The organism is Arthrobacter oryzae, from assembly GCF_030812315.1.
Taxonomy (GTDB): Bacteria; Actinomycetota; Actinomycetes; order Actinomycetales; family Micrococcaceae; genus Arthrobacter; species Arthrobacter oryzae_B.
This window is the reverse complement of the sequence record NZ_JAUSSM010000006.1, coordinates 32,569-58,541: the sequence shown is the minus strand read 5'-3', so window position 1 is coordinate 58,541 and position 25,973 is coordinate 32,569. Positions and strand designations below refer to the sequence as shown.

Annotated in this window: 23 protein-coding genes; 14 read left to right on the top strand and 9 right to left on the bottom strand. The window is 65.6% G+C overall.

Annotation, left to right across the window (positions count from 1 at the left end; translation table 11 throughout):
* Window position 1: 1 nt before the first annotated feature.
* Entirely contained in the window at window positions 2–673 is a 672-nt protein-coding gene (locus tag J2S97_RS13185) for a histidine phosphatase family protein (RefSeq protein ID WP_307050125.1), read from the bottom strand.
* On the bottom strand, window positions 670–2,112 hold the full coding sequence (purB, locus tag J2S97_RS13180) for an adenylosuccinate lyase (protein WP_307050123.1): 1,443 nt from the start codon (window positions 2,110–2,112) through the stop codon (window positions 670–672). Before purB ends, J2S97_RS13185 begins: the two co-directional genes overlap by 4 nt.
* A 189-nt stretch (window positions 2,113–2,301) precedes the next feature.
* Here purB and J2S97_RS13175 point away from each other — a divergent pair, with 189 nt between their 5' ends.
* A complete protein-coding gene (locus J2S97_RS13175) occupies window positions 2,302–2,625 on the top strand; it encodes a hypothetical protein (RefSeq protein WP_307050121.1) in 324 nt (107 codons plus the stop codon).
* Window positions 2,625–4,061, top strand: coding sequence for a hypothetical protein (locus J2S97_RS13170; protein ID WP_307050119.1), 1,437 nt, complete (start codon window positions 2,625–2,627; stop codon window positions 4,059–4,061). The genes J2S97_RS13175 and J2S97_RS13170 overlap by 1 nt, the downstream gene beginning before the upstream one ends.
* 55 nt (window positions 4,062–4,116) lie before the next feature.
* On the opposite strand, the gene J2S97_RS13165 is transcribed toward J2S97_RS13170, so the two are convergent.
* The gene (locus J2S97_RS13165; protein ID WP_307050117.1) at window positions 4,117–4,542 is read right to left on the bottom strand and encodes a phage holin family protein; all 426 of its coding nucleotides are present in this window, start codon (window positions 4,540–4,542) and stop codon (window positions 4,117–4,119) included.
* A gap of 60 nt (window positions 4,543–4,602) precedes the next feature.
* Between J2S97_RS13165 and J2S97_RS13160 the strand changes: the two genes are divergently transcribed.
* From J2S97_RS13160 to J2S97_RS13145, 4 genes are all read left to right on the top strand, one after another.
* Window positions 4,603–5,721: a histidinol-phosphate transaminase gene (locus J2S97_RS13160; protein WP_307050115.1), complete on the top strand. Its 1,119-nt coding sequence runs from the start codon at window positions 4,603–4,605 to the stop codon at window positions 5,719–5,721.
* A 148-nt stretch (window positions 5,722–5,869) separates the two neighbouring features.
* Window positions 5,870–7,105, top strand: coding sequence for a pyruvate dehydrogenase (acetyl-transferring) E1 component subunit alpha (gene pdhA, locus J2S97_RS13155; protein WP_307050113.1), 1,236 nt, complete (start codon window positions 5,870–5,872; stop codon window positions 7,103–7,105).
* The gene (locus J2S97_RS13150) at window positions 7,105–8,085 is read left to right on the top strand and encodes an alpha-ketoacid dehydrogenase subunit beta (RefSeq protein ID WP_307050111.1); all 981 of its coding nucleotides are present in this window, start codon (window positions 7,105–7,107) and stop codon (window positions 8,083–8,085) included. Before pdhA ends, J2S97_RS13150 begins: the two co-directional genes overlap by 1 nt.
* Before the next feature lie 39 nt (window positions 8,086–8,124).
* A complete protein-coding gene (locus tag J2S97_RS13145) occupies window positions 8,125–9,693 on the top strand; it encodes a dihydrolipoamide acetyltransferase family protein (RefSeq protein ID WP_307050109.1) in 1,569 nt (522 codons plus the stop codon).
* 104 nt (window positions 9,694–9,797) lie between these two features.
* On the opposite strand, the gene J2S97_RS13140 is transcribed toward J2S97_RS13145, so the two are convergent.
* From J2S97_RS13140 to J2S97_RS13130, 3 genes are all read right to left on the bottom strand, one after another.
* Window positions 9,798–10,136 (bottom strand): hypothetical protein, encoded by a 339-nt coding sequence (locus J2S97_RS13140; RefSeq protein WP_307050107.1) that lies wholly within the window; start codon window positions 10,134–10,136, stop codon window positions 9,798–9,800.
* 241 nt (window positions 10,137–10,377) lie between these two features.
* Window positions 10,378–10,809 (bottom strand): universal stress protein, encoded by a 432-nt coding sequence (locus J2S97_RS13135; RefSeq protein WP_307050105.1) that lies wholly within the window; start codon window positions 10,807–10,809, stop codon window positions 10,378–10,380.
* 67 nt (window positions 10,810–10,876) lie between these two features.
* The gene (locus J2S97_RS13130) at window positions 10,877–12,169 is read right to left on the bottom strand and encodes an aminotransferase-like domain-containing protein (protein WP_307050104.1); all 1,293 of its coding nucleotides are present in this window, start codon (window positions 12,167–12,169) and stop codon (window positions 10,877–10,879) included.
* 123 nt (window positions 12,170–12,292) lie between these two features.
* On the opposite strand from J2S97_RS13130, the gene J2S97_RS13125 reads away from it, so the two are divergent.
* Window positions 12,293–13,138: an isocitrate lyase/PEP mutase family protein gene (locus J2S97_RS13125; RefSeq protein ID WP_307050102.1), complete on the top strand. Its 846-nt coding sequence runs from the start codon at window positions 12,293–12,295 to the stop codon at window positions 13,136–13,138.
* Window positions 13,139–13,187: 49 nt separating this feature from the next.
* Here the strand turns inward: J2S97_RS13125 and J2S97_RS13120 are convergent, their stop codons facing one another.
* Entirely contained in the window at window positions 13,188–14,036 is an 849-nt protein-coding gene (locus tag J2S97_RS13120; protein ID WP_307050100.1) for a hypothetical protein, read from the bottom strand.
* A gap of 225 nt (window positions 14,037–14,261) precedes the next feature.
* A complete protein-coding gene (locus tag J2S97_RS13115; RefSeq protein WP_307050098.1) occupies window positions 14,262–14,828 on the bottom strand; it encodes an NAD(P)H-dependent oxidoreductase in 567 nt (188 codons plus the stop codon).
* A 122-nt stretch (window positions 14,829–14,950) separates the two neighbouring features.
* Between J2S97_RS13115 and J2S97_RS13110 the strand changes: the two genes are divergently transcribed.
* The 6 genes from J2S97_RS13110 (at window position 14,951) to J2S97_RS13085 (ending at window position 23,303) form a co-directional block, all read left to right on the top strand.
* The gene (locus tag J2S97_RS13110) at window positions 14,951–15,604 is read left to right on the top strand and encodes a TetR/AcrR family transcriptional regulator (RefSeq protein ID WP_307050096.1); all 654 of its coding nucleotides are present in this window, start codon (window positions 14,951–14,953) and stop codon (window positions 15,602–15,604) included.
* A gap of 359 nt (window positions 15,605–15,963) precedes the next feature.
* Entirely contained in the window at window positions 15,964–16,950 is a 987-nt protein-coding gene (locus J2S97_RS13105; protein WP_307050094.1) for an ABC transporter permease, read from the top strand.
* 2 nt (window positions 16,951–16,952) lie between these two features.
* A complete protein-coding gene (locus tag J2S97_RS13100) occupies window positions 16,953–17,936 on the top strand; it encodes an ABC transporter permease (protein ID WP_307050092.1) in 984 nt (327 codons plus the stop codon).
* Window positions 17,933–20,224: an ABC transporter ATP-binding protein gene (locus J2S97_RS13095; protein WP_307050090.1), complete on the top strand. Its 2,292-nt coding sequence runs from the start codon at window positions 17,933–17,935 to the stop codon at window positions 20,222–20,224. Before J2S97_RS13100 ends, J2S97_RS13095 begins: the two co-directional genes overlap by 4 nt.
* Window positions 20,221–21,930 carry an ABC transporter family substrate-binding protein gene (locus J2S97_RS13090; protein ID WP_307050088.1) on the top strand — a complete coding sequence of 570 codons (1,710 nt, stop codon included), beginning with the start codon at window positions 20,221–20,223 and terminating at the stop codon, window positions 21,928–21,930. The genes J2S97_RS13095 and J2S97_RS13090 overlap by 4 nt, the downstream gene beginning before the upstream one ends.
* 287 nt (window positions 21,931–22,217) lie before the next feature.
* Window positions 22,218–23,303 carry a Gfo/Idh/MocA family protein gene (locus tag J2S97_RS13085; RefSeq protein ID WP_307050086.1) on the top strand — a complete coding sequence of 362 codons (1,086 nt, stop codon included), beginning with the start codon at window positions 22,218–22,220 and terminating at the stop codon, window positions 23,301–23,303.
* A gap of 90 nt (window positions 23,304–23,393) precedes the next feature.
* Here the strand turns inward: J2S97_RS13085 and ald are convergent, their stop codons facing one another.
* Window positions 23,394–24,512, bottom strand: a complete 1,119-nt coding sequence (ald, locus tag J2S97_RS13080; protein WP_307050084.1) for an alanine dehydrogenase — start codon at window positions 24,510–24,512, stop codon at window positions 23,394–23,396.
* 233 nt (window positions 24,513–24,745) lie between these two features.
* Here ald and J2S97_RS13075 point away from each other — a divergent pair, with 233 nt between their 5' ends.
* Entirely contained in the window at window positions 24,746–25,966 is a 1,221-nt protein-coding gene (locus tag J2S97_RS13075) for a PucR family transcriptional regulator (protein WP_307050082.1), read from the top strand.
* The last annotated feature ends 7 nt before the right edge of the window (window positions 25,967–25,973 follow it).

The window sequence follows — 25,973 nt, the reverse complement described above, 5'->3', positions numbered from 1 at the left end:
GCTATGCCGGGCTGCCCGTCGGATCTTCTGCGGTGCGGTCTGCCAGCGCCAGGCCGCCCACGGGGCTGTCGTCCCAGTGGATAAGCTCCCAGCCGTTGTCGGGATCGCCTTCCAGCGCAACAATTCCGGTGTTGTCCAGCGCGTGCCTGATCGCAAAGTCGGGTTCGATGTTGCCGGCCCGCAGGCCGGCCCACACGCGGATGGCTGCGCCGTGGCTGACCATGGCTACGGATCCGGAGTTGCCCGCTCCGTTTGCCCGTGCCGCTATTTTGGCGATCGCGGCGTCGTAGCGCTCGAAGAACTCCCGGCCGCTCGGCCCGGCAGGCATGCGGCGGTCCAGCTGGCCGTCGGCCCAGGAGAAGATGGTGCTCAGATACCGCTTGTGCGATTCGTGGTCCGTCAGCTTCTCCAGCGACCCGGCTTCTATCTCGTGAATGCCCTGAAGCACCTCGGTTTCCAGCCCGTGCACCCGGGCAAGGGGCGCGGCCGTGATCTGGGTCCGGATCAGTGTGGAAGCGTAGAGGGCGTGGATCCGCTCGTTCGCCAGGGCGCGGGACAGCGCCTCGGCCTGGCGCTCGCCGAGCTCTGTGAGCCCGGGCCCCGGGTGCGCGGTGTCCAACTGGCCGAGGACGTTACCGGGCGTCTGGCCGTGCCGGATGAGCAGGAGTTTCATTTGAGGTGGTCCACCAGCTGGTCCGCGATGCCGGTGTACTTGCCCGGGGTCAGGGCCAGCAGCCGTGCTTCGGCGTCCGCGGAGAGGCCAAGGCCCTGCACGAATTCCTGCATCCGGGCCGCATCCACGCGCTGCCCGCGGGTCAGGTCCTTGAGCCGTTCGTAGGGGTTTTCCATGCCCTCGACGCCGGCAATCGCCTCGGCGCGCATCACCATCTGGATGGCCTCTCCCAGCACCTCCCAGTTGGTGTCGAGGTCACCGGCCAGGACGTCCTCGGCCACATCCAGGCGCTCCAGGCCCTTGGCCACATTGGAGATGGCCAGCAGCGAGTGGCCGAAAGCCACGCCGATGTTGCGCTGCGAGGACGAGTCGGTGAGGTCGCGCTGCCAGCGTGACGTGACCAGGGTTGAGCCCAGGACGTCCAGCAGCCCGGAGGAGATTTCCAGGTTCGCCTCGGCATTTTCGAAGCGGATCGGGTTGACCTTGTGCGGCATGGTGGAGGACCCGGTGGCGCCTGCTACCGGGATCTGCGCGAAGTAGCCGATGGAGATGTAGCTCCAGATGTCCGTGCACACGTTGTGCAGGATCCGGTTGAAGCGGGCCACGTCGGCATAGAGCTCGGCCTGCCAGTCGTGGCTTTCGATCTGGGTGGTCAGCGGGTTCCAGGTCAGTCCCAGTCCCTCGACGAACGACTTTGCAACCTGCTGCCAGTCGGCACCCGGTACGGAGGCCACGTGGGCGGCATAGGTGCCGGTGGCGCCGTTGATTTTGCCCAGATATTCGGTCTCGGCGATCCGGTCCAGCTGGCGGGTCAGGCGGTGCGCGATGACGGCCAGTTCCTTGCCCAGCGTGGTGGGCGTGGCCGGCTGGCCGTGTGTGCGGGACAGCATGGGAACACTGCGGTTGTCATCGGCCATCTTGCTGATCTGGGCAACCAGCGCCTTCGCGGCGGGCAGCCACACGTCCTCCACAGCACCCTTGACGCCCAAGGCGTACGAGAGGTTGTTGATGTCCTCGGACGTGCAGCCGAAGTGCACCATGGCGGTCAGCCGTTCGATGCCAACCGCCGGCAGCCTGCGGCCGATGTAGTATTCCACGGCCTTGACGTCGTGCACCGTCACGGCTTCGATTTCGGCCAGCTCGGTGACCGACGCGGAGTCGAACTCAGTGACGATGGCGCGGAGCTGATCCTGCTGCTCCGCCGTCAGGGGACCGGCGCCCGGCAGCACGTTGTTGCTGGTCAGGTGGATGAGCCATTCAACTTCGACGGCCACGCGGTCCCGGTTGAGGGCCGCCTCGGACAGGTAGTCCACCAGGGGCGAGACGGCGGACTGGTAGCGTCCGTCCAGCGGGCCAAGGGCAATCTGGTCCGGCGAGGCGGCGAGGGCCAGGCGTCCGGAAGGCGTACGGGTGTCAGCTGTGGCGGCAGTTTCAGGCATGTCCTGATTCTTTCACGAAGTCGCACCGCCCCTTAAGCGCGGTGTCCGTGTGACTTTCCCTCCCCGGCGCTGCCGCCAATGCGGTGTCCGGATTATCCACATGGCCGACGCCGGCAGTTCCACGCCGCTTTGGCGTTCCGTAGCGTCGGGATCACCGGACATGCCGGATCGGACAGCCAGGTGACGGAAATGAGCAGGCAAATGGAAATGAGCGGCAGCATCACCGCAGCAGATGCCAACGCGTGTGGCTCGCGGAGCTTCGAAGTGCAGCAACTGGCGTGGCGGGTTGCTGACCTCGCTTACAGCCTCGATACCTCGATGCTCAGGTTCCGCCGCGTGCAGATGGCGGAATGGGAGTCGCCCGCAGGGCAGGCGTACCGCACCGCCATTTCGTTGCAGGCGGCTGCGCTGGGTCGCGCCAGGGAGCGGCTGATGGCTGCCTCAGAAGCCGTGCTTCGTCACTCCCAGCAGGTCCCGGTCTCCTCCCAGCGGACGCCCGGCGGCGGTTTCTGATGTCCGAGGCCACACCCTCCGGAAGCGGCGGGCCGCTGGTTCCGCTGGAGCCGAGAGCGGACGGGGACATGCGGATCCGCGGCGGCGTCGGAGGCATCCGGTTCCAGGTGGAGGAACTCGTGGCAGGTGCGGCTGAACTCGATGGTCTGGCCGACGAGCTCGCCGCGGTTGAGATCGGCGTCCGGCGGATCTGGGAAGAGCTTTGTCCCTACCAATACGATCCGCGGCCCAGCGGCACCGCGGCACTCATCGCCGTCGGCGAAGGCGGCCAGTCGGTCCGCGCCGTCCGGGAAGAACTGAAGCACCTCAGCAGCCAGGTGCGGGCGAGCCACCGCGACTACGAAGTTGCGGAGTCCCGTGCGGCAACAGGAATCCCCCAGCCCGAGGACGGCTGGGGCTTCCTGCCCCTGTTGTTCGTTGATCTGACTCAATCCAACTTCCTGAGCCGTGACGCCGCCGAGGCCCTGGCAGCTCCGTTGGCATTCGGAATGGCGTTGGGCATTGCCCCCAAAGACCTGTCCCTGGCGCTGGCGGCCGAAATGGCAGCCGGCCGTGGCTTTTCCGCCATCGGTCCGTTGATTCGCCGGCTCGCCGAGGGCGCAATTCCGATGCTGAAACCCCGACCGGTGACCGCCGTCGAGGATGTCACCCGTGACGTCAATGTGGACACTTCGCCCGCAGGCCTCCTCGCCAGGCTCCGTGAGCTGGATGCTGAGGGGCACGGAAAGATTGAGGTCGTCCAGGTTGAGAACAACGGCCGCAGGGCGTTCGTCGTCATTGTTCCCGGCACCCAACCCGGGGATCCTCCCGGAGGCACGAACCCGTTGGATGAGGCAGGTATTGCGGAGGCGCTGGGATACGGCTCGGAACAGGTGAATGCGGCCGTGCTGTCGGCGTTGCACCAGGCGGGTGCCGTCAAAGGCGATCAGGTGGTGGCCGTGGGCTACAGCCAGGGCGGAGCGCACGCCATGAACCTCAGCAGCGACAAGGCGTTCCTAGCCGAATTCGACCTCAAGTACGTGCTGACGGCCGGATCACCGGTTGGCGGGATCACGCCGCAGCCCGGAATCACTTCGCTCCACCTGGAACACCGCCAGGATTGGGTCCCCGGCAGTGACGGGACTCCCAACCCGGACACCCGGGACAGGGTCACCGTCACGCTGACCGGCCGGGAGGTTACTCTGCCGGGCGAGAACCCCGGGCTTGGGCCAGGCCACAAACTCGCCAATTACGAGGCTGGAGCCAAGGCAGTGTCCGCGAGTGAAGATCCCTCGCTGGCGGCAAACACGGCGGTTCTGGCCGGCGTTCTAGGTGTGGGAGGTGCAGGTACGGCCACCCGCTTCGCCCTTAACCGTGAGCCCCAGCCGGCAAAACCCGTCTATACCGACGCCCGTCCCGAGCATCAGCAGCGGATCAGGCCAGCCGGCGGACGATAAGCGGGCATGGAGGCAGGATCTTTTGCTGCTGCCGGCCGGCAGCAGCAAAAGCGTGTCAGCGGCGGACTCCCGTGATCCTGCCTGCCACGAGGGAGACAACGGTGATGATGATGGCTGCCAGCACGGCAGTCCAGAAGAACGAGTCGATGGTGAAGTGGACGGGGGTGTAGCTGCTCAGCCAGGACGTCAGGTACAGCATGGCTGCGTTGATGATGATCGTAAACAGCCCCAGCGTCAGGATGGTGATCGGCAGGGACAGCAGGCTCACGATGGGGCGCACCAAGGCGTTGACCAGGCCGAAAATCAGGCCGATGAACAGATAGGCCAGGACCACGCCGAGAGGGTCGGATCCTTGGGTGACGCCGCCCTGGGCCACGGCTTCCGTCGTCGCAGTGGTGGAAATGTCGAGGCCGGGCAGGATCCAGCTGGCAATCCAGAGAGCCAGACCGTTAATGAGAACCCGCACGATGAAAGAAAACATGGCCCCATGGTTTCATACAGCGGAGGAAACCGGCAGGGACGGAGAAGTAGGCTAGTTGCCATGACTTCACCAGAGAACACCGCGGGGGGAATCAGACCCCGCCCGGTCGTGGACAGGCTTCCCCGTTACGCCGCCGGCAAGCCTCCTGGCGCCGTGGAGGGCCTCGAGAGCTACAAGCTCTCCTCCAACGAGAACCCGCTTCCGCCCATCCCTGCAGTGTTGCAGGCCATCGCGGACCAGACGGACTTCAACCGTTATCCGGACCCCCTGAGCACCAAGCTCCGTGGCGCGCTTGCGGAGTTCCTGAAGGTACCGGCCGAGGACATCGTCACTGGCGCAGGCAGCCTAGGCGCCCTCAACCAACTGCTGGTGACCTTCGCCGGCCAGAACGACGACGGCAAAGCGGACGAAGTCATCTACGCCTGGCGGTCCTTTGAGGCCTACCCCATCTGCGTCGGGCTTGCCGGGGCTGAGAGCGTCAGGATTCCGCTGACCGCCGACGGCCGCCACGACCTGGATGCCATGGCAGCCGCCGTGACGGCGCGAACCAAAGTTATCCTGCTGTGCACTCCCAACAACCCCACAGGTCCCATTCTGGAAAAGGGAGAAACCGAACGGTTCATTCGCCAGGTCCCGTCCGACGTCGTCGTTGTCATCGACGAGGCCTACCAGGAGTTCGTCCGGGCCCTGGACGCCGTGGATGGCATCGAGATGTACCGCAAGTACCCCAACGTGGTGGTTCTGCGGACCTTCTCCAAGGCGCACGGGCTGGCCGGACTGCGCGTCGGTTATAGCGTGTCGAATCCGGACCTTACCCAGCACCTCCGCGTGGCCGCCACGCCGTTCGCCGTATCGCAGATCGCCGAGCGGGCAGCCATCACATCGCTGCAAAACTTCAGCCAGGTTGTAGAAAGGGTACAAAGCCTGGTGGACGAGCGCGACCGTGTCACGGCCGGACTACGCAGCCTCGGCTGGTTTGTGCCGGACGCCCAAGGCAACTTCGTATGGCTCGATCTTGGTGAAAACAGTGCGGAGTTCGCAGCACTGGCGGGCGAGCAGGCCCTCTCTGTCCGGGCTTTCGGCACCGAGGGCGTGCGGGTGAGCATCGGCGAGGTGGAAGCGAACACTCGCTTCCTCGAACTCTGTGCGAACTATACAAAGCCGCCACGGCGTTCCTAGCGCTTAACATAACGCCCGGCGTCCGCCTACTGCGGATAAAGTAAGGGACAGTAAGCCAAAATATATGCCGGACCCGGAATGCATTCCCAGTCCGGCATATATCCCAGCGATATTGCGATGCACTCAGTGCGGCAAGCGAGGAGACGGTATGGGCGCCACACATCTGCCCGCTACCGAGTTCGACGGAACCGGGGTAGACGACCAGCTCGAGGCGGAAGCCGAGGCCGTTCTGGGCGAGCCCGCAGCACCAATGGTCCAGCTCCTGGGGCCCGACGGCACTTTGGGCGAGGACTCGGTGTTTTCCGAGTACGCCAACCGCCTCGACGCTGAAAAACTGCGGGGGTTCTATGCGGACATGGCGGCCATCCGGCGCTTCGATCAGGAGGCCACTGCGTTGCAGCGGCAGGGTCAGCTGGCGCTTTGGGTGCCGCTCACCGGCCAGGAGGCCGCCCAGATCGGTTCGGGCCGGGCCAGCCAGCCGCAGGACTACATTTTCCCCACCTACCGTGAACACGGCGTTGCCCTGACCCGCAACGTTGACCTGGCCGAGCTGCTCCGCCAGTTCCGCGGAGTGTCCAACGGCGGCTGGAACCCCAAGGACACCAACTTTCACCTGTACACCCTGGTCTTGGCTGCCCAGACCCTCCATGCGGTGGGTTACGCCATGGGCATCCAGCGGGACCAGCAGCTCGCGGCTGCGTCGGATCCCGCGGGCACGGAACCTCCCGCCGCGGTCATTGCGTACTACGGGGACGGTGCCAGCTCCGAGGGCGATGTGCACGAATCCATGGTATTCGCATCCTCCTACAAGGCTCCGGTGGTCTTCTTCTGCCAGAACAACCACTGGGCCATCTCGGTGCCCAGCACCGTCCAGACACGCATACCGCTGTCTAACCGTGCCAAGGGCTACGGATTCCCGGGCATCCGCGTGGACGGCAACGACGTCATCGCCGTGCACGCCGTCACCGAATGGGCGCTGGACCATGCCCGCCAGGGGAACGGCCCGGTGCTCATCGAGGCCTTCACCTACCGTGTGGGCGCCCACACCACGGCGGACGACCCCACGAAGTACCGCAAGTCCGCCGAGGAGGACGCCTGGCGGGCCAAGGATCCGCTGGCCAGGCTGGAAAAGTACCTGCGCGCGAAGGGCCTTGCCGACGACGCCTTCTTCGCCAAGGTCAAGGCAGACGGCGACGAACTTGCCGCGTACGTCAGGCGCACCACGCACGACCTCGAGACGCCGGACATCCGGTCCGCATTCGCCAACACGTATGTGGAGCCGCATCCGCTCGTGGCGGAGGAACTGGCCTGGTTCGAGCAGTACAGCGCGGGATTTGAAGACGCTGCCGGATCCGAAGCCGCAGCAGGAGAGGCGGCCAACTGATGACCACCATGACCATAGCCAAGGCCATCAATGAAGGTCTCCGCGCAGCCCTCACCAACAACCCCAAGTCGCTGCTCATGGGCGAGGACATCGGCCCGCTCGGAGGCGTCTACCGCGTCACCGACGGCCTGATCGCGGAATTCGGCCCCGAGCGCGTTGTTGACACCCCGCTCGCTGAATCCGGCATCATCGGCACGGCGATCGGGCTGGCGCTGCGCGGCTACAGCCCCGTCTGCGAAATCCAGTTCGACGGCTTCGTTTTTCCCGGGTTCAACCAGATCACCACCCAGCTGGCCAAGATGCATGCACGCAGCAACGGCAACCTCACGGTTCCCGTTGTCATCCGTATTCCGTACGGCGGCGGCATCGGATCGGTGGAGCACCACTCCGAATCCCCCGAGGCTCTGTTCGCGCACACGGCCGGGCTGCGCATCATCACCCCGTCCAACCCGCACGACGCCTACTGGATGATCCAGCAGGCCGTCGAATGCCAGGACCCGATCATCGTCTTCGAGCCCAAGCGACGCTACTGGCTCAAGGGCGACGTGGACATCGAGGCGCCTGGGAACGCGGAGGACCCGTTCAAGGCGCATGTGCTGCGGGAGGGGACCGACGCCACGGTAGTGGCCTACGGCCCGCTCGTTCCCGTGGCGCTGGCCGCGGCCAATGCCGCGGCCGAGGACGGCCGCAGCGTGGAAGTCATTGATCTTCGGTCCATCTCGCCGATCGACTTCGACACCGTCACACAGTCCGTGCGGAAGACCGGCCGGCTGATTGTTGCCCACGAGGCACCTACGTTTGGCGGCATCGGCGGGGAAATCGCGGCCCGGATCAGCGAGCGGGCTTTCCTGTCCCTCGAAGCTCCGGTGATCCGTGTGGGCGGCTTCCACATGCCCTACCCCGTGGCCAAGGTGGAAGAGGACTACCTGCCGGACATCGATCGCATCCTTGAGGCGCTGGACCGCGCCCTGGCCTACTGACGCCTGCCTACTGATGAAGCCTTCCAAACCGAGGACCCCATGACTGTGAACAAGTTCAACCTCCCCGACGTGGGCGAGGGACTCACCGAGGCGGAGATCGTTTCCTGGAACGTCAAGCCGGGCGACACCGTCGCAATCAACGACATCCTCTGCGAAATCGAAACGGCCAAGTCCCTCGTGGAGCTGCCGTCTCCGTTTGCCGGCACGGTCACGGAGCTGCTCGTACCGGTGGGCGTCACTGTCGACGTCGGCACCCCGATCATCAGCGTGAGCGATGCCGTTTCTGGCGACCCCACGCCGGCGGACGTTCCCGCCCCCGCAGTTCCGGCCGCTCCGGCAGCTGACGCTCGCCTCGCGGATGTACCAACGTACGGAAAGCTCGCAGGGGACGACGGCGAGACGGCGGGCGCGCAGCCAGCTTCAGCCGGAAGCGCCGCCGGCCCGCTGGTCGGTTCGGGTCCCAAGGCCGACGCCGTCAAGCGCCGCCCGCGCAAAGCCTCCCCGGCCGCCGTCGTAACACCCGCGCCAGCCGCAGCGCCGTCGCCGGTCGCAGACGCGGTCCCTGTGGCTAGGGCCGTCCCCGTGGTCGAGCCCGTGGAGACCCAGGGCATCTGGATCAACGCGGGTGCGCCGGCCGCCAATGCTGCTGCAGCCCCCGAAGAAGGCGCAGCGCGCCCCACTCTTGGCGGCACCATCAGCGGACTCGTCAACAGGGTCCTGGCCAAACCTCCGGTACGTAAGATTGCCCGGGATCTTGGGATCGACCTTGCCGACGTCGTGCCCACCGGCGCGCGCGGCGAGGTCACCCGCGAGGACCTGGTGAGCTACCAGGCCCAGCGCGACGCCGAAGTGGACAAGGCCGACACCTTCTGGGGCAAGTCCGGCCGGCCGCAGGACCAGCGCATCGAGCGGATTCCCGTTAAGGGGGTCCGCAAGGCCACGGCCAAGGCCATGGTGGAGTCAGCGTTCGCCGCTCCCCACGTCAGCATTTTCGTTGACGTCGATGCCAGCCGCACCATGGAGTTCGTCAAGCGACTCAAGGTGTCGCGGGACTTCGAGGGCATCAGGGTTTCCCCGCTGCTGATCCTGGCCAAAGCCGTGATCTGGGCCGCCGCCCGCAACCCCAGCGTCAACGCCACGTGGGTGGACAGCGCCGACGGCACTGATACCGCGGAGATCCACGTCAAGCACTTCATGAACCTGGGCATCGCGGCGGCCACCCCCCGCGGTCTGATGGTTCCGAACATCAAGAACGCCCAGGACCTTTCCCTCAAGGAACTGGCCCTGGCACTCAATGACCTGGCCACCACGGCCCGGGCCGGTAAGACGCAGCCCGCCCAGATGCAGGGCGGCACCCTGACCATCACCAACATTGGCGCCCTGGGCATCGACACTGGCACGCCCATCATCAATCCCGGCGAAGTGGCCATCGTGGCCTTCGGCACCATCAAGCAGAAGCCGTGGGTCCTGGACGGCGAAGTCATTCCGCGCTGGATCACTACCCTGGGCGGCTCGTTCGACCACCGCGTGGTGGACGGTGACCTCTCGGCACGCTTTATGGCCGACGTCGCCGCCATCCTGGAGGAGCCGGCACTGCTGCTGGACTAGTACTGCCGGATCAGGACCACCAAGCAAAAAGGAACCCGGCCGCTGGAATTCAGCGGCCGGGTTCCTTTTGCGCCAGTAGCAGGAAGCCAGTTGGAGCGGGCGGCCTAGTAGGCGGGGTAGGTGGAGAGGAGCTGTGCCAGTGCAGGGTCGGACGACATGCCGCTGAGGCCCACGGCAGCTGCGATCATCGCGCCGGAAAAGCCGGTGAGGCAGGCCGTAACCACTGCGAAAAACTTCCAGTCATCGCGCATGACGCTCCGGACCGTCTCCGGCAGGTTCAGGCCAGGCGTGATGAGGTTGGGGGCGCTGTCCGTGGAGCCGTCGTCGAGGAACGCGATCACCCGGTCATTGGCGCGGTCTACGCGCATGGTGCTGATGTGGTTGCCGTGCCGGGCAAGAAGGATGTCGTGGCCTACGAGCTGGCGCCGCTGAAGCGTGAGCATAATGTTCCCCTGAAATCGTCGGTACTCGGATGTCCGCATCATCGAGTACGTTTCAATTTTACCGCCGAGAACCGCGCCATTCCGGCGAAAACGGGGTGAGGCTGACCACCGGGGGGAGTGACGCCGGTCTACCCGCGAGCCCCAGGCCCACACCCTGCAAGAAGATCCGCAGGGTGTGGGTTTCATCGAGGCCTTGCCCGGTCCCCTCTGGGAAGACCCTGCGCAGACAGCTGACGAACGGCTAGTCGACGACGTCCGTCTTGGCGATGTAGACGTCGCACGGCGCGTTGTGCGCCACGCTGTTGGCGACGCTGCCCAGAACCCGGCCGAGCCCGCGCATCCGGCGGTTGCCCACCACGATCATCTGGGCATCGAAACGCTCGGCTTCCTTGATGAGGGCTTCCGCCGGCTTGCCCCGGGCCGAGGAATACGTGACCTTCAGGCCTTCCGAACGAAGCCGCGACGCAACATCCTTGGCCACTTTCTCGGCCTCCCCGGCATCGGAGACAATCCAGCGGTCACTGCCGCTTCCGTAGACCTCTGTGCGGTCACTGTCGAACGCAGTTACCACGTGGAGGGTTGCCCCGAGCGATACGGCCAGGCCCTGCGCTGTTTCCGCGGCCCGCATTGCAGTCTCGCTGCCGTCAACGCCGACAACAATAATTCCGGTCATGCTCATGCTCCTTAGGGATCGGTCAGCCTGGTCAAATATGCCCAGCGCCATGCAGCAATAATTCAGGCTACAGTGCGTCGATGGCGTCCTGCAGTACCGGTGCGAGCCGCCGCACTCCCTCGGCGATGGTTTCGGGGGGTACGGCGCTGAAAGCGAGGCGCAGCTTGTTGGACGGTTCGTCCGAATGCGTAAACGCCGCGCCCGGGATGAAAACCACTCCCGCGTCGATGGCCTTGCGCAGCAGCGGATAAGTGTCCACGCCCTCGGGCAGCGTCACCCAGACGAAGAAACCGCCCTCGGGCCTGGTCCAGCTCAGCCCCGCCGGCATGTACTCCTCCAAGGCGGCGAGCATGGCCTGGCAGCGCTCGGCGTACAGCCCGCGGTAGGTGTCGATCTGCCCTTTCCAGTCGTAGTCCCGCAGATAGGCGGAAACCAGCATCTGGTTAAGGGTCGACGGGCAGAGCGTCACAGCTTCGGACGCCAGGTAGTACCGGCGCTGAAGGTGTGCCGGCACCAGCGCCCAGCCGATCCTCAGGCCGGGGGCGAAGATCTTTGAGAAGGAGCCCATGTAGATGACGTCGTCGGGGTTGGCTGCCCGCAGTGGGGCCAGCGGTTTGCCGTCAAAGCGGAGCAGGCCGTAGGGGTTGTCCTCCAGGACCAGAATATTCGCTTTCCGGCATATATCGACTATCTCCTGCCGGCGGTCCTCGGCCATGGTGATACCGGACGGGTTGTTGAAGTTGGGGATCGTGTACAGAAACTTGATGTTCTTGCCGGCAGTCTGCAGGGCGGCTATCCGGGCATCCAGGAGATCCGGAACCAGTCCATGCTCATCCATGGGAACGGTGGCCACCTCCACCTGGTAGGCCTCGAACGTGTTGAGGGCGCCCACGTAAGTGGGGTCCTCCACAAGCACCACGTCGCCGGGATCGCAGAACACCTTGGTGGCCACGTCCTGGGCCGACTGGGAACCGGCGGTGATCACCACGTTCCGGGGGTCCGCATCGAGTATTCCCTCTGCCGCCATCACGTCGCAGACCTGGGTGCGGAGTTCTTCGGTCCCCTGGCCGCTGCCGTACTGGAGGGCCGTCATGCCCTGCTCGGCGATGATCTTTGCGGCTGTCTGGCCGAGCCGTTCCAGCGGCAAGGACTGCAGGTAGGGGCTGCCGCCGGCCAGCGAAACGAGGCCGGGGCGCAGCGAGATGTCAAAGACATCGCGGACTGCGGACTGCTTGATGTTGGCTGCGCGCTCCGAGAAAAGTTCATCGTGGCGGTGGGCGGACGTTGCCGCGCGTTCGATTGCGTCAATTGCTTCGGCCGGGAGCACATCTGCCGCGGCATCAAGTGTTTCGTGGGTCACACTCACAGGATACAGCCACATGTTGTCCATTAGGCAACCTTTGTTCACGCTCTTTCGGGAGTGTGCCCGCGGGCGCGGCCGGTAGCGCTTTACCTTCGGCGGCGAAGGTCATGGAATAGACCCATGACTACGCATAGCCATCTCGGATCCCTGGCCGCGGCCTTCCACGCACTTCACGCGGATGCGGCGCCGCTGGTCCTGGTGAACGTCTGGGATGTGGCGTCCGCCCGCCTGGTTGACGAAGCGGGGGCGGCCGCGCTGGCCACGTCCAGTTCGGCCCTGTCCTGGAGCCTGGGTTTTCCGGACGGAAACCACTTACCGCGCGAACTCGCCATGGCTGCCCTTCGCCGGATCGCGGCATGCACGGCACTGCCTGTGACGGCGGACATTGAGACCGGTTATGCAAGCGTCGATGGCGCGTTTGATGACGCGGAGCTACGGGAAACCGTCCGCAGTGTCCTGGCTGCCGGGGCGGTCGGCGTGAATATCGAGGACTCCGGCGAGGATCCGCTAACGGGCGTTGAGGAACAGGCGCGCCGCATCGCCGTCGTCCGCCAGACGGCGGATGAAGCCGGGGTAGACCTGTTCATCAACGCGCGCACAGACACCTACCTGTCCGGCGGTTTTCCGGATTCCGCTTTCGCGGAAACCGTCCGCCGTGCGGACGCCTACCTGGCCGCGGGGGCCAACGGAATATTCGTCCCCGGGGTGCAGGACCTGCATGTACTCCACGACCTGTCCCGCCGCATTGCCGCGCCCCTAAACGCGCTGGCCGGATTGGGCGCGCCCTCCGTGGGGGAACTTCACGACGCCGGCGTCCGCCGGATCAGCATCGGCGGCAGCACCGCGAAGGCCGCCTATGCCACAGTGTCCCGGGTGGCCGAAGACGTACTCGGGGACGGAAACTGGTCCGAGCTGGCCGGCGCCCGCAGCCACGCGGCCATGGACGACCTCTTCCGGCGTGGCTGACTTGTTCCGACGGCCCGCGGGGGAGTAACGCCCGTCCTTCCGGGGCCGTCTATCGCAGGCTCAGGACGTCTGCCAGCCGCCGCCCGTCAACGTAGATCTCTGCCCGGGCAGCACCGACGGCCGAGACGGCCGTGTGCGTGAGCTGGGCTTCCAGGCGGGGGATGTCGCAGGTGCCGCCCGGCCGGACCGTGCCGGTCAGGTTCACCACCACGGTGGTGCCGTCGAAGTACGCGGATACGTACTCCAGGTCGGAGCTGTCCAGGGAGTTGTACAGCCCGTCCGGAGCGTCGCTGCCGCCCAGCAGGACGGCGAGGGACGTCCGGAGGGGTTCGGCCGCCGCGGCAGGGCTGTGGAAGACGGCCACCAGGCTGTCGTTGCAGCCGAACCGCACGCCGGTGCTGCCGCCGTCGTCCAGCGCCACGAAGTACACAGGCGTACCCCCGGGCAGCTCGCCGGGCAGTGCCGCCTGACCGCCCGCGCCCGCTGCCTCCGGCGCCGTCACAGTCCCTGAGCCCGAGCCGCCTGAGCCCGAGCTGCCCGAGCCCGAGCTGCCAGTGCCCGAGCCGCCCGAAGCCGTTCCGCCAGGCAGCAGCTTTTCGTTGGCTGAGCCATCAACGGTGGCGGCGCCCCCGCGGTTGGCGCCGGCCTGGGGTGCGACGGTACCGCCCGTCCGGGGACTTGGCGCCGGGCTGGAAACGGCAGACTCCGGAGGCGTGACGTCGACGGGGGTGGTGACCGGGACGGGCGCCGGAAGCGGCTGCGGTTCCGGGGTGCCGGCTGCGCGGACCACGGTGCTTTCCGACGTCGTTGCTGACGGTTGCGAGCACGATCCGAGCCACAGCGGAAGCATAAAAGCGGCCATGGCCGCACTTGCCCGGATTCCAGGCGTGAACTTCATGAACGCACCGCACTTCCAGCTCTCGCACGTCCCCGTCTCCACGTTACGGCTGTGCCGCTGCGGGCGGAATATGTGCCGAGTGACGGTTTTGCGTCAGCTCAATCACGGAATGGTGACGCAAAACGCCCCCGGCAGCTGCCGGGGGCGTTTTGAGTGGGCTGCTCGGACATCCTTGGTGGATGCCGGCCCTGCGGTTAGGGGTTTGCCGGTGGCTCAGGCCGTGGATCAGGCTGCTTCGGCGGCAGTCCTGGCGGAGGCCAGGGCCTCGAACACGCCCTTGATCTGATCGACAACTTCGGCGTCGTCCTTGGGGTGGACTTCGGCGAACCGGACCATGGATCCGGGAACGGCCAGCTTGGCGTCCTCGAGGACCACGGCGCCGGCGATGCCGACGGCCTTGCGTGCCTCGTCCTGCGCCCAGACGCCGCCGTACTGGCCGAAGGCGGTGCCGACGACGGCGGTCGGCTTGCCGCTGAGGGCGCCGGTGCCGAAGGGGCGGGACAGCCAGTCGATCGCGTTCTTGAGTGCGGCCGGTACGGTTCCGTTGTGCTCAGGCGTGACCAGAAGCAGGGCGTCGGCGTCATTGGCGGCGGCGCGGAGGGCTGCGGCGGCGGCCGGAACCTGGCCTTCGACGTCGATGTCCTCGTTGTAGAAGGGGATGTTGCCCAGGCTTTCGTGGATAACAACTTCGACCTGCTCGGGCGCATTCAGCTGGATGGCTTCGGCAAGCTTCTGGTTGGTGGATTCGGCGCGCAGGCTGCCGACCAGCGTAAGTACGGTGCTCTTGGACATATGAACTCCTAGTGTCTGGCCGCGGAAGTTCCGCCGGCTGGTGATCTTGGAGGCTTGTTCGGCCTTCACTCTGCTAAACGGACTACGGTCCGGATAATATTCCCGGGTCTAGAATGTTTTTTGTGAGCCTCATCCCAATCCGCTCCGGATCGCCACTCGGCGGGGAAGCGGAACGCAGCGACGCCGCCCGCAACCGGGAGCTGCTGCTCAAGGCTGCCCGCGAACTCATTGAGGAGTGCGGGGCGGACGGCCTCACCATGGACCGGCTGGCCGAGCGCGCGGGGGTGGGCAAAGGTACTGTTTTCCGGCGCTTCGGCTCGCGGGCCGGGCTGATGATGACGCTGCTCAGCGACTCCGAGGCCGCCTTCCAGGGCCGGTTCATGTTCGGCCCGCCGCCCCTTGGCCCCGGTGCGGCTCCGCTGGACAGGCTGGTTGCCTTCGGTACCGAGCGGATCGCGTTTGTCCTGGAGTTCGGGGAACTGGCCCGCGCAGCGGACTCGTCCGCCTACAACCGCTTCGATGTGCCGGCCGCCGTGCTCTGGCACCGCCACATCGAAATGCTCCTGCGTGCGGCCGGAGTGACCGCTGATCCGTGGCTTATGGCGATGTCGCTGAGCTCCACCCTGGACCCGGAGCGGCTGCTCCACGCAGTGCGGGTCCATCACGTGGCTCCGGAACGGCTCGCGGAGTCCTGGTGCGAACTCGTCACCCGGGTCGTCAGTTGTCCTGGCGGCAGCTCACGCCGGACGGAGAATAATTCAGAGGGCGGGGGGTAATCCATGGGACGGTGTCCGGCCAGTCAAATCAATCCTCGTGATTTATTCATAACGATCTGGTACAAGCCTCCCTGTTTCCGCATTTGGGCACCCGGGAGGACTGTCCGTATGTGGTAGTTTCCTCTGGAATGTGACCCGCAGCATAGTCCACAAGGGCAAGCCTCCAGGGGCGTGCGGGACGGCCAGACACCCGCTGGCCTTGATCCCGGATCGGCGGCGGAACCCCTGCCGGATGGGGGACGACGGAAGGATCGACCGCTGTGAATGTTGAACTGACACCGGCCCGGAAGGGCGCCTCCGAAGGGCCACCGTCACTGCGCGGCGCGAAACTGGCAGCGGCGATCCAGAGCTAGGCAGATATGTTCCGGTACCTCGCCAAACGGGCAGCCACCTACCTGCTCATGATCTTCCTGACCACGACGGCGGGGTACTTTCTTGCCGTCAGCACCCTTCAGCCCGCGCTGTTGGAACAGGAACGCATGCCTCGACCGACTCCCGAGCAGGTGACCAACTCCTTCCGGTTAAAAGGCCTCGACCCCACACTCTCCCCGTGGGAACGCTACCTTGACTGGCTTACCGCGGTGGTCACCCGCTGGGACTGGGGGCGAAGCCCCAACGGTGCCTTCATTAACGCGGAGTTCGGTGACCGGGTGTGGATTTCCACCCGGCTGTTCCTGGCCTCCATCGTGCTCACGCTCATCATCGGGGTAGCGCTGGGCGTGTACACCGCCGCACGGCAGTACAAGTTCCAGGACCGCGTGATTACGTCCTACAGCTACCTCGTGTACATCGTTCCCGCGCCGATCGCTTACTTCCTGGTCCAGCTCGGGGCGATCAACGTCAACGAATCCATCGGCGAACGGATATTTTTCGTCACCGGCATTTCCACTCCCGGGCTGGAGGGCAACGCCTGGGTCCAGTTCGTCGACATGCTGGCCCACTACACGGTGCCCACGCTGGCCATCACGCTGGTGGGCTGGGGCACGTACCAGATCGCCCAGCGCCAGTACCTGCTGGACAACGTCAATGCCGACTTCGTCCGCACGGCCCGCGCCAAGGGACTCACCCGCAACCAGGCCATCACCCGCCACGCCCTGCGGGTCTCGTTTATCCCGGTGGCGCAGAGCATCGCGTTCACCATCCCGGCCATCTTCGCCGGCGGCTTCTTCGCCGAGAAGATCTTCGCCTGGCCGGGCGTCGGCTCGTGGAGCATCGACGCCATCGCCCTGCAGGACGTCAATGCGGCCACCGCCACCCTCGCATACGGCTCGGTCATCTTCGCGATCGGAGCCATCCTCGCGGACTTTGCCACCACGCTTGTCGACCCCCGAGTGAGGGTGCAGTAGTCATGACGAACCTGAACGCGATCGACCCCGCCGCCGTTGCCGAGGAAGCACGGATAGAGAACGACGTCGTGATCGCCAAGTCCTCGATCATCCTGCGGCGCTTCCTTCGGAACAAGACAGCCGTGGCCGGTCTGGTCATCTTCCTCGCCCTGACGGTCCTCTCCTTCGTGGGCGGATTCTTCTCCGCCTGGGACAAGGAAACCATCGACCCCTTCAACATCGGCATGCCGCCGTCCGCGGAGCACCTGCTGGGGACGTCCCAGGCCGGCATCGACCTCTACGCACTCATGGTGGAGGGCACCCGGATCTCCATCCTCATCGGACTGGTGGTCGGCCTGGTCTCGGTGCTGATCGCCGCCGTCTACGGCTGCACCATGGCCTACTTCGGTGGCAAAGTGGACAAGGTCATGCTGTTCGTCCTGGAAGCCCTCATCATGATGCCGGCACTGCTGGTAGTGGCAGTTGCCACCAGCGGCGGTGGCAACGGCCTGCGGGAGAACCTTCCCAGCTGGCTCCTGCTGATCATCGTGCTCCTGGTGTTCAGCTGGATGGGTACGGCCCGCCTGATCCGCTCCCTCTCGATGTCCCTCATGCAGCGCGACTTCGTCAAGGCAGCCCAGTACATGGGTGTTCCCGCCCGCCGGATCGTCTGGCGGCACCTGGTCCCGAACATCGGCTCCCTGCTGGTCCTTGACATCACCCGCGGCGTCACGGGCGCCATCCTGGCCGAGGTCGCTTTCTCGTTCATCGGCATCGGCATCAAGGTGCCGGACGTGAGCCTTGGCGTGCTGATCGGGCAGGCCACGTCGCAGGTCGCCACTTTTCCGTGGATGTTCTGGGTTCCATTGATGGTCATGTTCCTGCTGACGGGGTCGCTGGCCATGATGAACGACGGCCTGCGTGACGCATTCGACCCCAGTTCCAGTTCCGTTGGGAGCGCCAAGACGGGCAAGAAGTACAAGACCGCAAAGAAGAAGAGCAAATGAGCAGCGAAACCACGGCTAGCACGGAAATGACCGCGGAGCGGCTGCACGTCGCCGGGCTGCACGCGCCGGGTTATGCCCCGGCGGATGCCGTCCTGTCGGTCCGGGACCTCAATGTCCGGTTCAACTCGGAGAACGGTGTGGTCCACGCGGTACGGGGCGTGGACTTCGACCTCCTTCCCGGCAAGACACTCGGCATTGTGGGAGAGTCCGGCTCGGGCAAATCCGTGACCTCCCTGGCCATCATGGGACTGCTTCCCCCGACAGCCGGTGTCACCGGTTCAGTGCGGTTGAACGGCACGGAACTGCTGGGCCTCAGCGACAAGGCCATGTGCCGGTACCGCGGCAACGACCTCGCCATGGTGTTCCAGGACCCGCTATCCTCCCTGACCCCGGTGTACACAGTGGGTCATCAGATCATCGAAGCACTCACCGTCCACCATCCGAAGATGAGCAAACAGGCAACGGAAGCCCGCGCCGTCGAGCTTCTTGGCATGGTGGGAATCCCCAGCCCCAAGGACCGCCTGAAGGCGTTCCCGCACGAATTCTCCGGCGGCATGCGCCAGCGCGTCATGATCGCCATCGCGATTGCCAACAATCCGCGGGTGCTCGTCGCGGATGAGCCGACGACGGCGCTGGACGTCACCATCCAGGCGCAGGTGCTGGAGGTGCTCCACACCGCGCAGGAGGAGACCGGCGCCGCCGTCGTAATGATCACCCACGACCTGGGCGTGGTGGCCGGCATGGCGGACGACATCATGGTGATGTACGCCGGAAAGCCGGTGGAAACCGGCAGCGTTGAAGACATCTACTACAACCCGCGGATGCCCTACACCATGGGCCTGCTGGGTGCGGTGCCTCGCGTGGACGCCTCGGAAAAGATCTCGCTGGTGCCCATCGAAGGCATACCGCCGAACCTCATCCACTCGCCCACCGGATGCTCCTTTGCCCCGCGGTGCCCGCTCGTGGGCGACGCATGCCTCCATGGGGAGCCGGAGCTGCGGGCGGTCGGCGGTCCGCCGGAGGCAGGGAACGGGCTGCCCGGCAACGGGACGCACAAGGCCGCGTGCGTCAAGACCGACTCCCTCGGCGCCGATGTTGACGTCCACGAGATCTTCCAAGCTCCTGCCGTTCCGGTGTCCCGTTTCGATGCTGTTCCGAGGCTGGAACGCAGGACGGTCCTGGAGCTGAAGGACGTCCGGAAGCACTTTCCGCTGCTGAAGGGTTCGCTCATCAAACGGCGGATCGGTACCGTGAAGGCGGTGGACGGGCTGAGCTTCGATATCCGCGAGGGCGAGTGCTTCTCGATTGTGGGCGAGTCCGGCTGCGGGAAAACCACCACCCTTCTGGAAATCATGGAGTTCCACAAGGACCAGGACGGCGAGGTGACCATCGGCGGGCTGAGCAACAAGGCAGCCTCCGATGCCAGGACCAAGAGCGCCATGCGCAAGGAACTCCAGATGGTGTTCCAGGACCCCACCGGCGCACTGGACCCGCGCTTCACCGTCTATGAAGTGCTTTCCGAGCCTCTCGAAAACGCCGGGATGGCCAAGCCTGCAATCCGGAAGCGCATCATGGAATTGATGCAACTGGTGGGCCTCCAGCCGGACCATGTGAACCGGTTCCCCAACCAGTTCTCCGGCGGCCAGCGCCAGCGCATCGGCATAGCCCGGGCTCTCGCCGTCAACCCCAAGCTGGTGGTCCTCGACGAACCCGTGTCCGCGCTGGACGTCTCGGTGCAGGCGGGCGTCATCAACCTCCTGGACAAGCTCCGCGCAGAGCTGGGCCTGAGCTACCTCATGGTGGCCCACGACCTGTCCGTGGTGCGCCACATCTCCAACCGGGTGGCAGTGATGTACCTGGGCAAGATCGTGGAGATCGGCGATGTGGACAATGTCTTCGACAACCCGCGCCACCCCTACACCCGGGCCCTCCTGTCCGCGATCCCGGTGCCGGACCCCCGGCTGGAACGGACCCGTGAACGCATCATCCTCCAGGGCGACCTCCCGTCGCCGCTGGATGCGCCCACAGGCTGCAACTTCGCGACGCGCTGCCCCGTGTTCGCCGCGCTTCCTGCGGCGAAACAGGAAAAATGCCTTACGCTCGAGCCACCACTGGAACCCGTCGGCTCTCCGCAAGTGACCGCGGCGGCGACGGCGGCGCCGGACCAGCAGTTCGCCTGTTTCTTCCCCGACGGCGAGCTCGACGCGGACATGCTGATCGTCCACGAAACCGACTTGCCCGATCCCCAAAGCACCAATCTCGCACCAAAAATGAAGGGAAAACCATGAAGAATCTGACCAAGGTTGGCGGGGTGGCTGCCGTTGCGGCAGCGCTCGCGCTCACGGGCTGCGGCGGAGGCGGGACCCCCTCCGGTCCCGACGCCGGCAAGGGCCAGGACGCCGGCAGCGACCTCACCAAGCTGATCAGCATCAACGCCAAGGACGCCAAGGACCTGGAACAGGGCGGCACCGTGACGCTTCCGCTGGGCAGCATCGGCCCGGACTTCAACGGTTTTTCCAACACCGGCAACAGCGGAGACAACACTGCGCTGCACCGTCCCATCGACGGCGCGGGCACCTGGGGCTGCTGGAACTTCGACTTCGACGGCACGGCAACGCCGAACAAGGACTTCTGCGAGGACGTCAAGAGCGAGGTCAAGGACGGCAAGCAGACCATCACCATCAAGGTCAACGAAAAAGCCACGTACAACGACGGCACACCCATCGACGTCAAGGCCTTCCAGAACACCTGGAACATGCTCAAGGGCGAGAACAAGGACATCGACGTCGTCACTTCCGGCGCCTACGAGTTCGTAGACTCCGTCCAGGCCGGTTCCAGCGACAAGGAAGTCGTTGTCACCACCACCCAGCCGGTTTTCCCGCTGGACGCCCTCTTCACCGGCCTCATCCACCCCGCAGTGAACACTCCGGAGATCTTCAACACCGGCTTCACCGGTGAGATGCACGCCGAGTGGATGGCGGGACCGTTCAAGGTGGACAAGTACGACAGTGCCGCGAAGACGGTGACGCTGGCCCAGAACGACAAGTGGTGGGGCGCCAAGCCCGTCCTGGAAAAGGTCGTCTTCCGACAGCTGGAGACCAGCGCCCAGGTTGCTGCGTTCAAGAACGGTGAAATCGACGGCATCTCCGCCAACACCATCGCGCTGTACAAGCAGCTCGACGGCACCAAGAATTCCGAGATCCGCCGTGGCCAGCGGCTGTTTGCCGGCGGCCTGAACCTTAATGCCCAGAAGGCCCCGATGACCGACGTCGCCATCCGCAAGGCGATCTTCACCGCCGTGGACCGGGAAGCCCTGCGCAAAGTCCGGTTCAACGGGCTGAACTGGGAAGAACCCAGTTCCGGCTCGATGATGCTGCTGCCGTTCTCCAAGTACTACCAGGACAACTACCCGGCCACGGAAACCGGTCCTGAGGCCGCCAAGAAGGTCCTCACCGACGCCGGCTACAAGCCCAATGCCGCCGGCATCATGGAGAAGGACGGCGCTCCTGCGGCCTTCAAGATCAGCAACTTCGGTGACGACCCCACCACCCTGGCCTTCGCACAGACCCTGCAGAAGCAGCTCCAGGCCGGCGGCATGGACGTCGGTATCGACCAGCGCGCCTCCGCCGACTTCGGCAAGGTGCTGGGCAGCCGCGACTTCTCCCTGAGTGTCTCCGGCTACGGCGTGGGCCCGGACGCAACGGACACCGTCAAGCAGTTCTACGACTCCAAGACCAATGAAAACGGACTCGGCGATGCCGAGCTGGATGCCGAGATCAAGAAGCTCAGCTCCATCGAGGACAACGCTGAGCGCAACAAGGCAGCCATGGAAGTTGAAAAGAAGCACATGGCCAAGTACTTCTCCATGGGTGTGGTGATGAACGGGCCGCAGATCTCGTTCGTGCGCACCGGCCTGGCCAACTACGGCCCGTCCCTGTTCAAGAGCGCCTCGCAGGTTCCAGACTGGACCACCATCGGCTGGGAAAAGAAGTAGCCACAGCCCCTCAATCCCGGCGCGAAGCAACAGCAGCGCCGCGCGAGCGCAAGGGCCAGCATTCCCGTGATCTCTTCACATGGGGGTGCCGGCCCTTCGTCATCATCCCCGGCTCAACTGCCGACGCTCTCTCACTTTTCGCCGCCTTTTTTGGCAACCCTCTCTCACTAGGCGCCCGATTTTGGACGATCCTCTCTCAGTTCCTGGGCATTTCCCCACATGAGGTGAGAGAGCGTTGGGTGGATCGCTGCAGGAAGTGAGAGAGGGTCCGGGGGTAGCGTAGGTCCATGAGCACAGAAGCAACCTCCAGCGCCGCCACGACTAAGCCCGGGATCCGCACGGCAGTAGCCGGATATGGATTGTCCGGCCGCGTGTTCCACACGCCGCTGATCGCCGCCAACCCCGCGTACTCCCTGGACGTTATTGCCACGTCCGACGCCGGGAGGCAGGCCGAAGCTGCCGGCAGCCACCCTGGTGCACGGCTCGTTGACACCCCCGCCGACATCCTGGCCCTCGCCGGTGACCTCGACCTCATAGTTCTCGGGACGCCGCCGGCCACACACCATCCGTTGGCAAAGGCCGCGCTGGAAGCGGGCCTCGACGTCGTCGTCGACAAGCCGTTTGCGGTACGCAGCGAGGAGGGCCGGGAGCTGATGGACCTCGCCGCCCGGCTTGGCCGCGTGCTCACGGTTTTCCAGAACCGCCGCTGGGACGGGGACTACCTCACCGTGAAGGGCCTGGTGGAAAGCGGCACCCTGGGCAAGGTCACCCGGTTCGAGTCGCGGTTCGAACGCTGGGCCCCGGAAGTCTCCAAGGCGTGGAAGGCGGAAGCCACGGCGGACGACGGCGGCGGCGTCCTGTTCGACCTCGGGACGCACCTGATGGACCAGTCGCTGCAGCTGTTCGGACCCGCAACCGTGACGCACGCTGAACTCCGGGCGCGGCGGCAGGGAGAAAAGACCGACGATGACGTGTTCGTGGCCCTGCACCATGATTCGGGCGTGGTGAGCCACCTGTGGATGAACATGCTCTGCGCCCAGCAGGGACCCCGATACCGGATCCTGGGCTCAGAAGGCGGCTACACGAAGCACGGAATCGACCCGCAGGAGCCGTACATCGTGGCCGGCGGCAGTCCGCTGGACGCAGAGTACGGCATTGAAGACAAGGACTGGGCCGGGCTCCTGGGCCGCGACGGCCACCTCGACCGCCTGCCCACCGAACGCGGGGCGTACCCGGAGTTCTACCGGATCCTCGCAGACAAGATCAACGACGGCGGCGCGTCCTCGTCCCTGCCGCTCCCAGTGGACCCAACAGGCCCGGTCGAAGTCCTCAAATTAATAGAAGAAGCACGGGAACTGGCTCAGCCTCGTTAACGCCTGAACGGCGTCCATCCGGAAGCGTGCGTCTAAGCGACGAAGGAGCGAGCACGCGGGGATGGACGCCGTTCAGGCGCTGGTCACGAGTTAGGCCGAGACCAGTTCGTGCCAGTCAGCTACGAGGGGCAGGTTGTGCGCCTCGGAGACGGAGTGGTGTGCCACGTGGCCGGCGGCGATGTTGAGGCCGGCTGCGAGGGCGGGGTCCTTCTCGAACGCTGCCTTCACGCCGAGGTTGGCAAGGGCCACGCCGTAGCGCAGGGTCACGTTGGTGAGTGCGTACGTGGACGTGTTGGGGACGGCGCCGGGCATGTTGGCAACGCAGTAGAAGATGGTGTTGTGCACCTTGTACGTGGGTTCCTGGTGCGTGGTGGGGCGGGTGTCTTCGAAGCAGCCGCCCTGGTCCACGGCGATGTCGACGAGCACGGAGCCGGGCTTCATACGGGAGACGAGTTCGTTGGTGACCAGCTTGGGGGCCTTGGCGCCGGGGATCAGCACGGAGCCGATGACCAGGTCCGCGTCCACCACGGACTTTTCGATCTCGTACTTGTTGGACGCGACGGTCTTCAGGCGGCCCTGGTACTGGGCGTCGAGTTCACGCAGCCGGTTGATGTTGATGTCCAGGATGGTGACGTCCGCGCCGAGGCCCAGGGCCATCGCGGCGGCGTTGGTCCCGGCAACACCCGCGCCCAGGACAACAACCTTGGCCGGGCGGACGCCGGGGACGCCGCCGAGGAGCACGCCTTTGCCGCCGGCGGGGGCCATCAGGGAGGTGGCGCCGACCTGGACGGAGAGACGGCCGGCGACCTCGGACATCGGGGCCAGCAGGGGAAGGGTGCGGCCTTCCTGGACGGTTTCGTAGGCGATCGCGGTGACGCCGGAGTTGATGAGCTCGCTGGTGAGCTCGGGCTCGGCGGCGAGGTGGAGGTAGGTGAACAGGATCAGGCCCTTGCGGAAGCGGTGGTATTCCGCGGCGATGGGTTCCTTGACCTTCATCACCATGTCGGCGCGTGCCCAGACCTCGTCAGCATCGGCGACGATCTCCGCGCCTGCGATGGCGTATTCCTCGTCGGTGATGCCCGAACCCAGGCCGGCACCGCGTTCGACCAGGACGGTGTGGCCGTGGGTGCGGAACTCGTGGACGCCGGCAGCGGTGATGGCGACGCGGAATTCGTTGTTCTTGATCTCTTTGGGGACACCGATGATCATTTTGGGCTCCATCGTTGGGGGCTTTGTGGGCCGGACGTGCGGGGAATCTGTACTTCCAGAATAAATCCGCATGTGAGGTAGCTGACAGGATGTGCCCGGCCAGACGAAGGCACATTCCGCGTGTTTCCGGGGTTTTTGTGTTTCTCGCCTCGACATCTGTCGAGCCGTGAAGCGTCAGGTGTCGCCTGCTGTCCGTTCACGGTCCGGCGCCGCCGGGCAGTAAGGTGGCAACCATGCACCAGCAGGATGTTGAACAGCTCGTTGAACAGGTAGCCGTGAAGCTCGGCCGGGGACTGTCGCTCGAGGATCTCGACGGGGTTTTGCTCGCCTACAGCTCCAACCAGTCCCACGCGGACAGGGTCCGGGTGAACTTCCTGCTGAGCAAACGCGTGCCGGTGGACGTGAAGGCGTGGCAGCTGTCGCACGGAATTGCGACGGCCGTGCGTCCCGTCGTCGTGCCCGCCAACGAAGAGCTGGGCATGCTGGGGCGGGTCTGCGTGCCGCTGCTGGTGCGCGGTTTCCGCGTCGGCTACCTGTGGGTGCAGCAGGACATTGAGGATCAAAGCGCGACGGCGATCCTCACCCAGTTGCCCGGCGTCCGGGACGAACTCGAACTGCTCTCCGGGCTGCTCCTTGAATCGAACACTGCCGAATCGGAGTTCCGGCGCCGCCGGGAACAGGAGTTCCTGAGCGCCTGCCGCGGCGAGGCCAACGCGGTGGCTGCCGTGGCCGGCTGGAAGGAAGTCCAGGGGCGCGGCCCGTGGCAGCTCGTCACCGTGCTTGACGCCGACGGCTGGTCGGAGGGGTCCGACCCCATCGCGTCCACGCTGATCCACCGCTCAGCCGCGTTGCAGGCCACCATCGGCGTGGATGCGGCGCTGTTCAGCGCAGGCACGGAAACCCACGCGGTGATCCTGTTCAGGGAGTCTGTTGGCCGGGCGGCCCACGCGCAGGTGCTGGTGCACTACCAGTTGGAGCTCGCTAAACGGTCCGGGCGCCCGGTTCACCGGATCATCCTGGGGACGAGTGAAGGGTTCGCCAAGCCGCGCGAACTGGCGGATGCTTACCGGGAGTCGAAGCAGGCGGCCCAGGCCGCCGCCGTGGATCCCCAGCTGGGCGAACTGGTGGACTGCCGGGCGACGGGCGTATACCAGTTGCTGGCCTCCGCCGGAGGCGGCGCAGGTGCGTGGGCCGACGCCGGATCCGTGTACTGGCGCATCCTGGAAGATCACGACCGGAACGGTGAACTGCTGCCCGTGCTGGAACTCCTTTACGACAATGACGGGTCGGTCCAGGACGTCGCCACGAAGCTGCACCTGCACCGGAGCAGCATCTACAACCGGCTGGGCCGCATCCGGCAGGTGCTCGGGGTGGATCCTCTGAAGGGCATGGTCCGGCTGGAGCTCCACGCAGCGCTCAAGGCCCGCCGCTGGTCCGGGCGGCCGAGGATCTAGCGGGGAA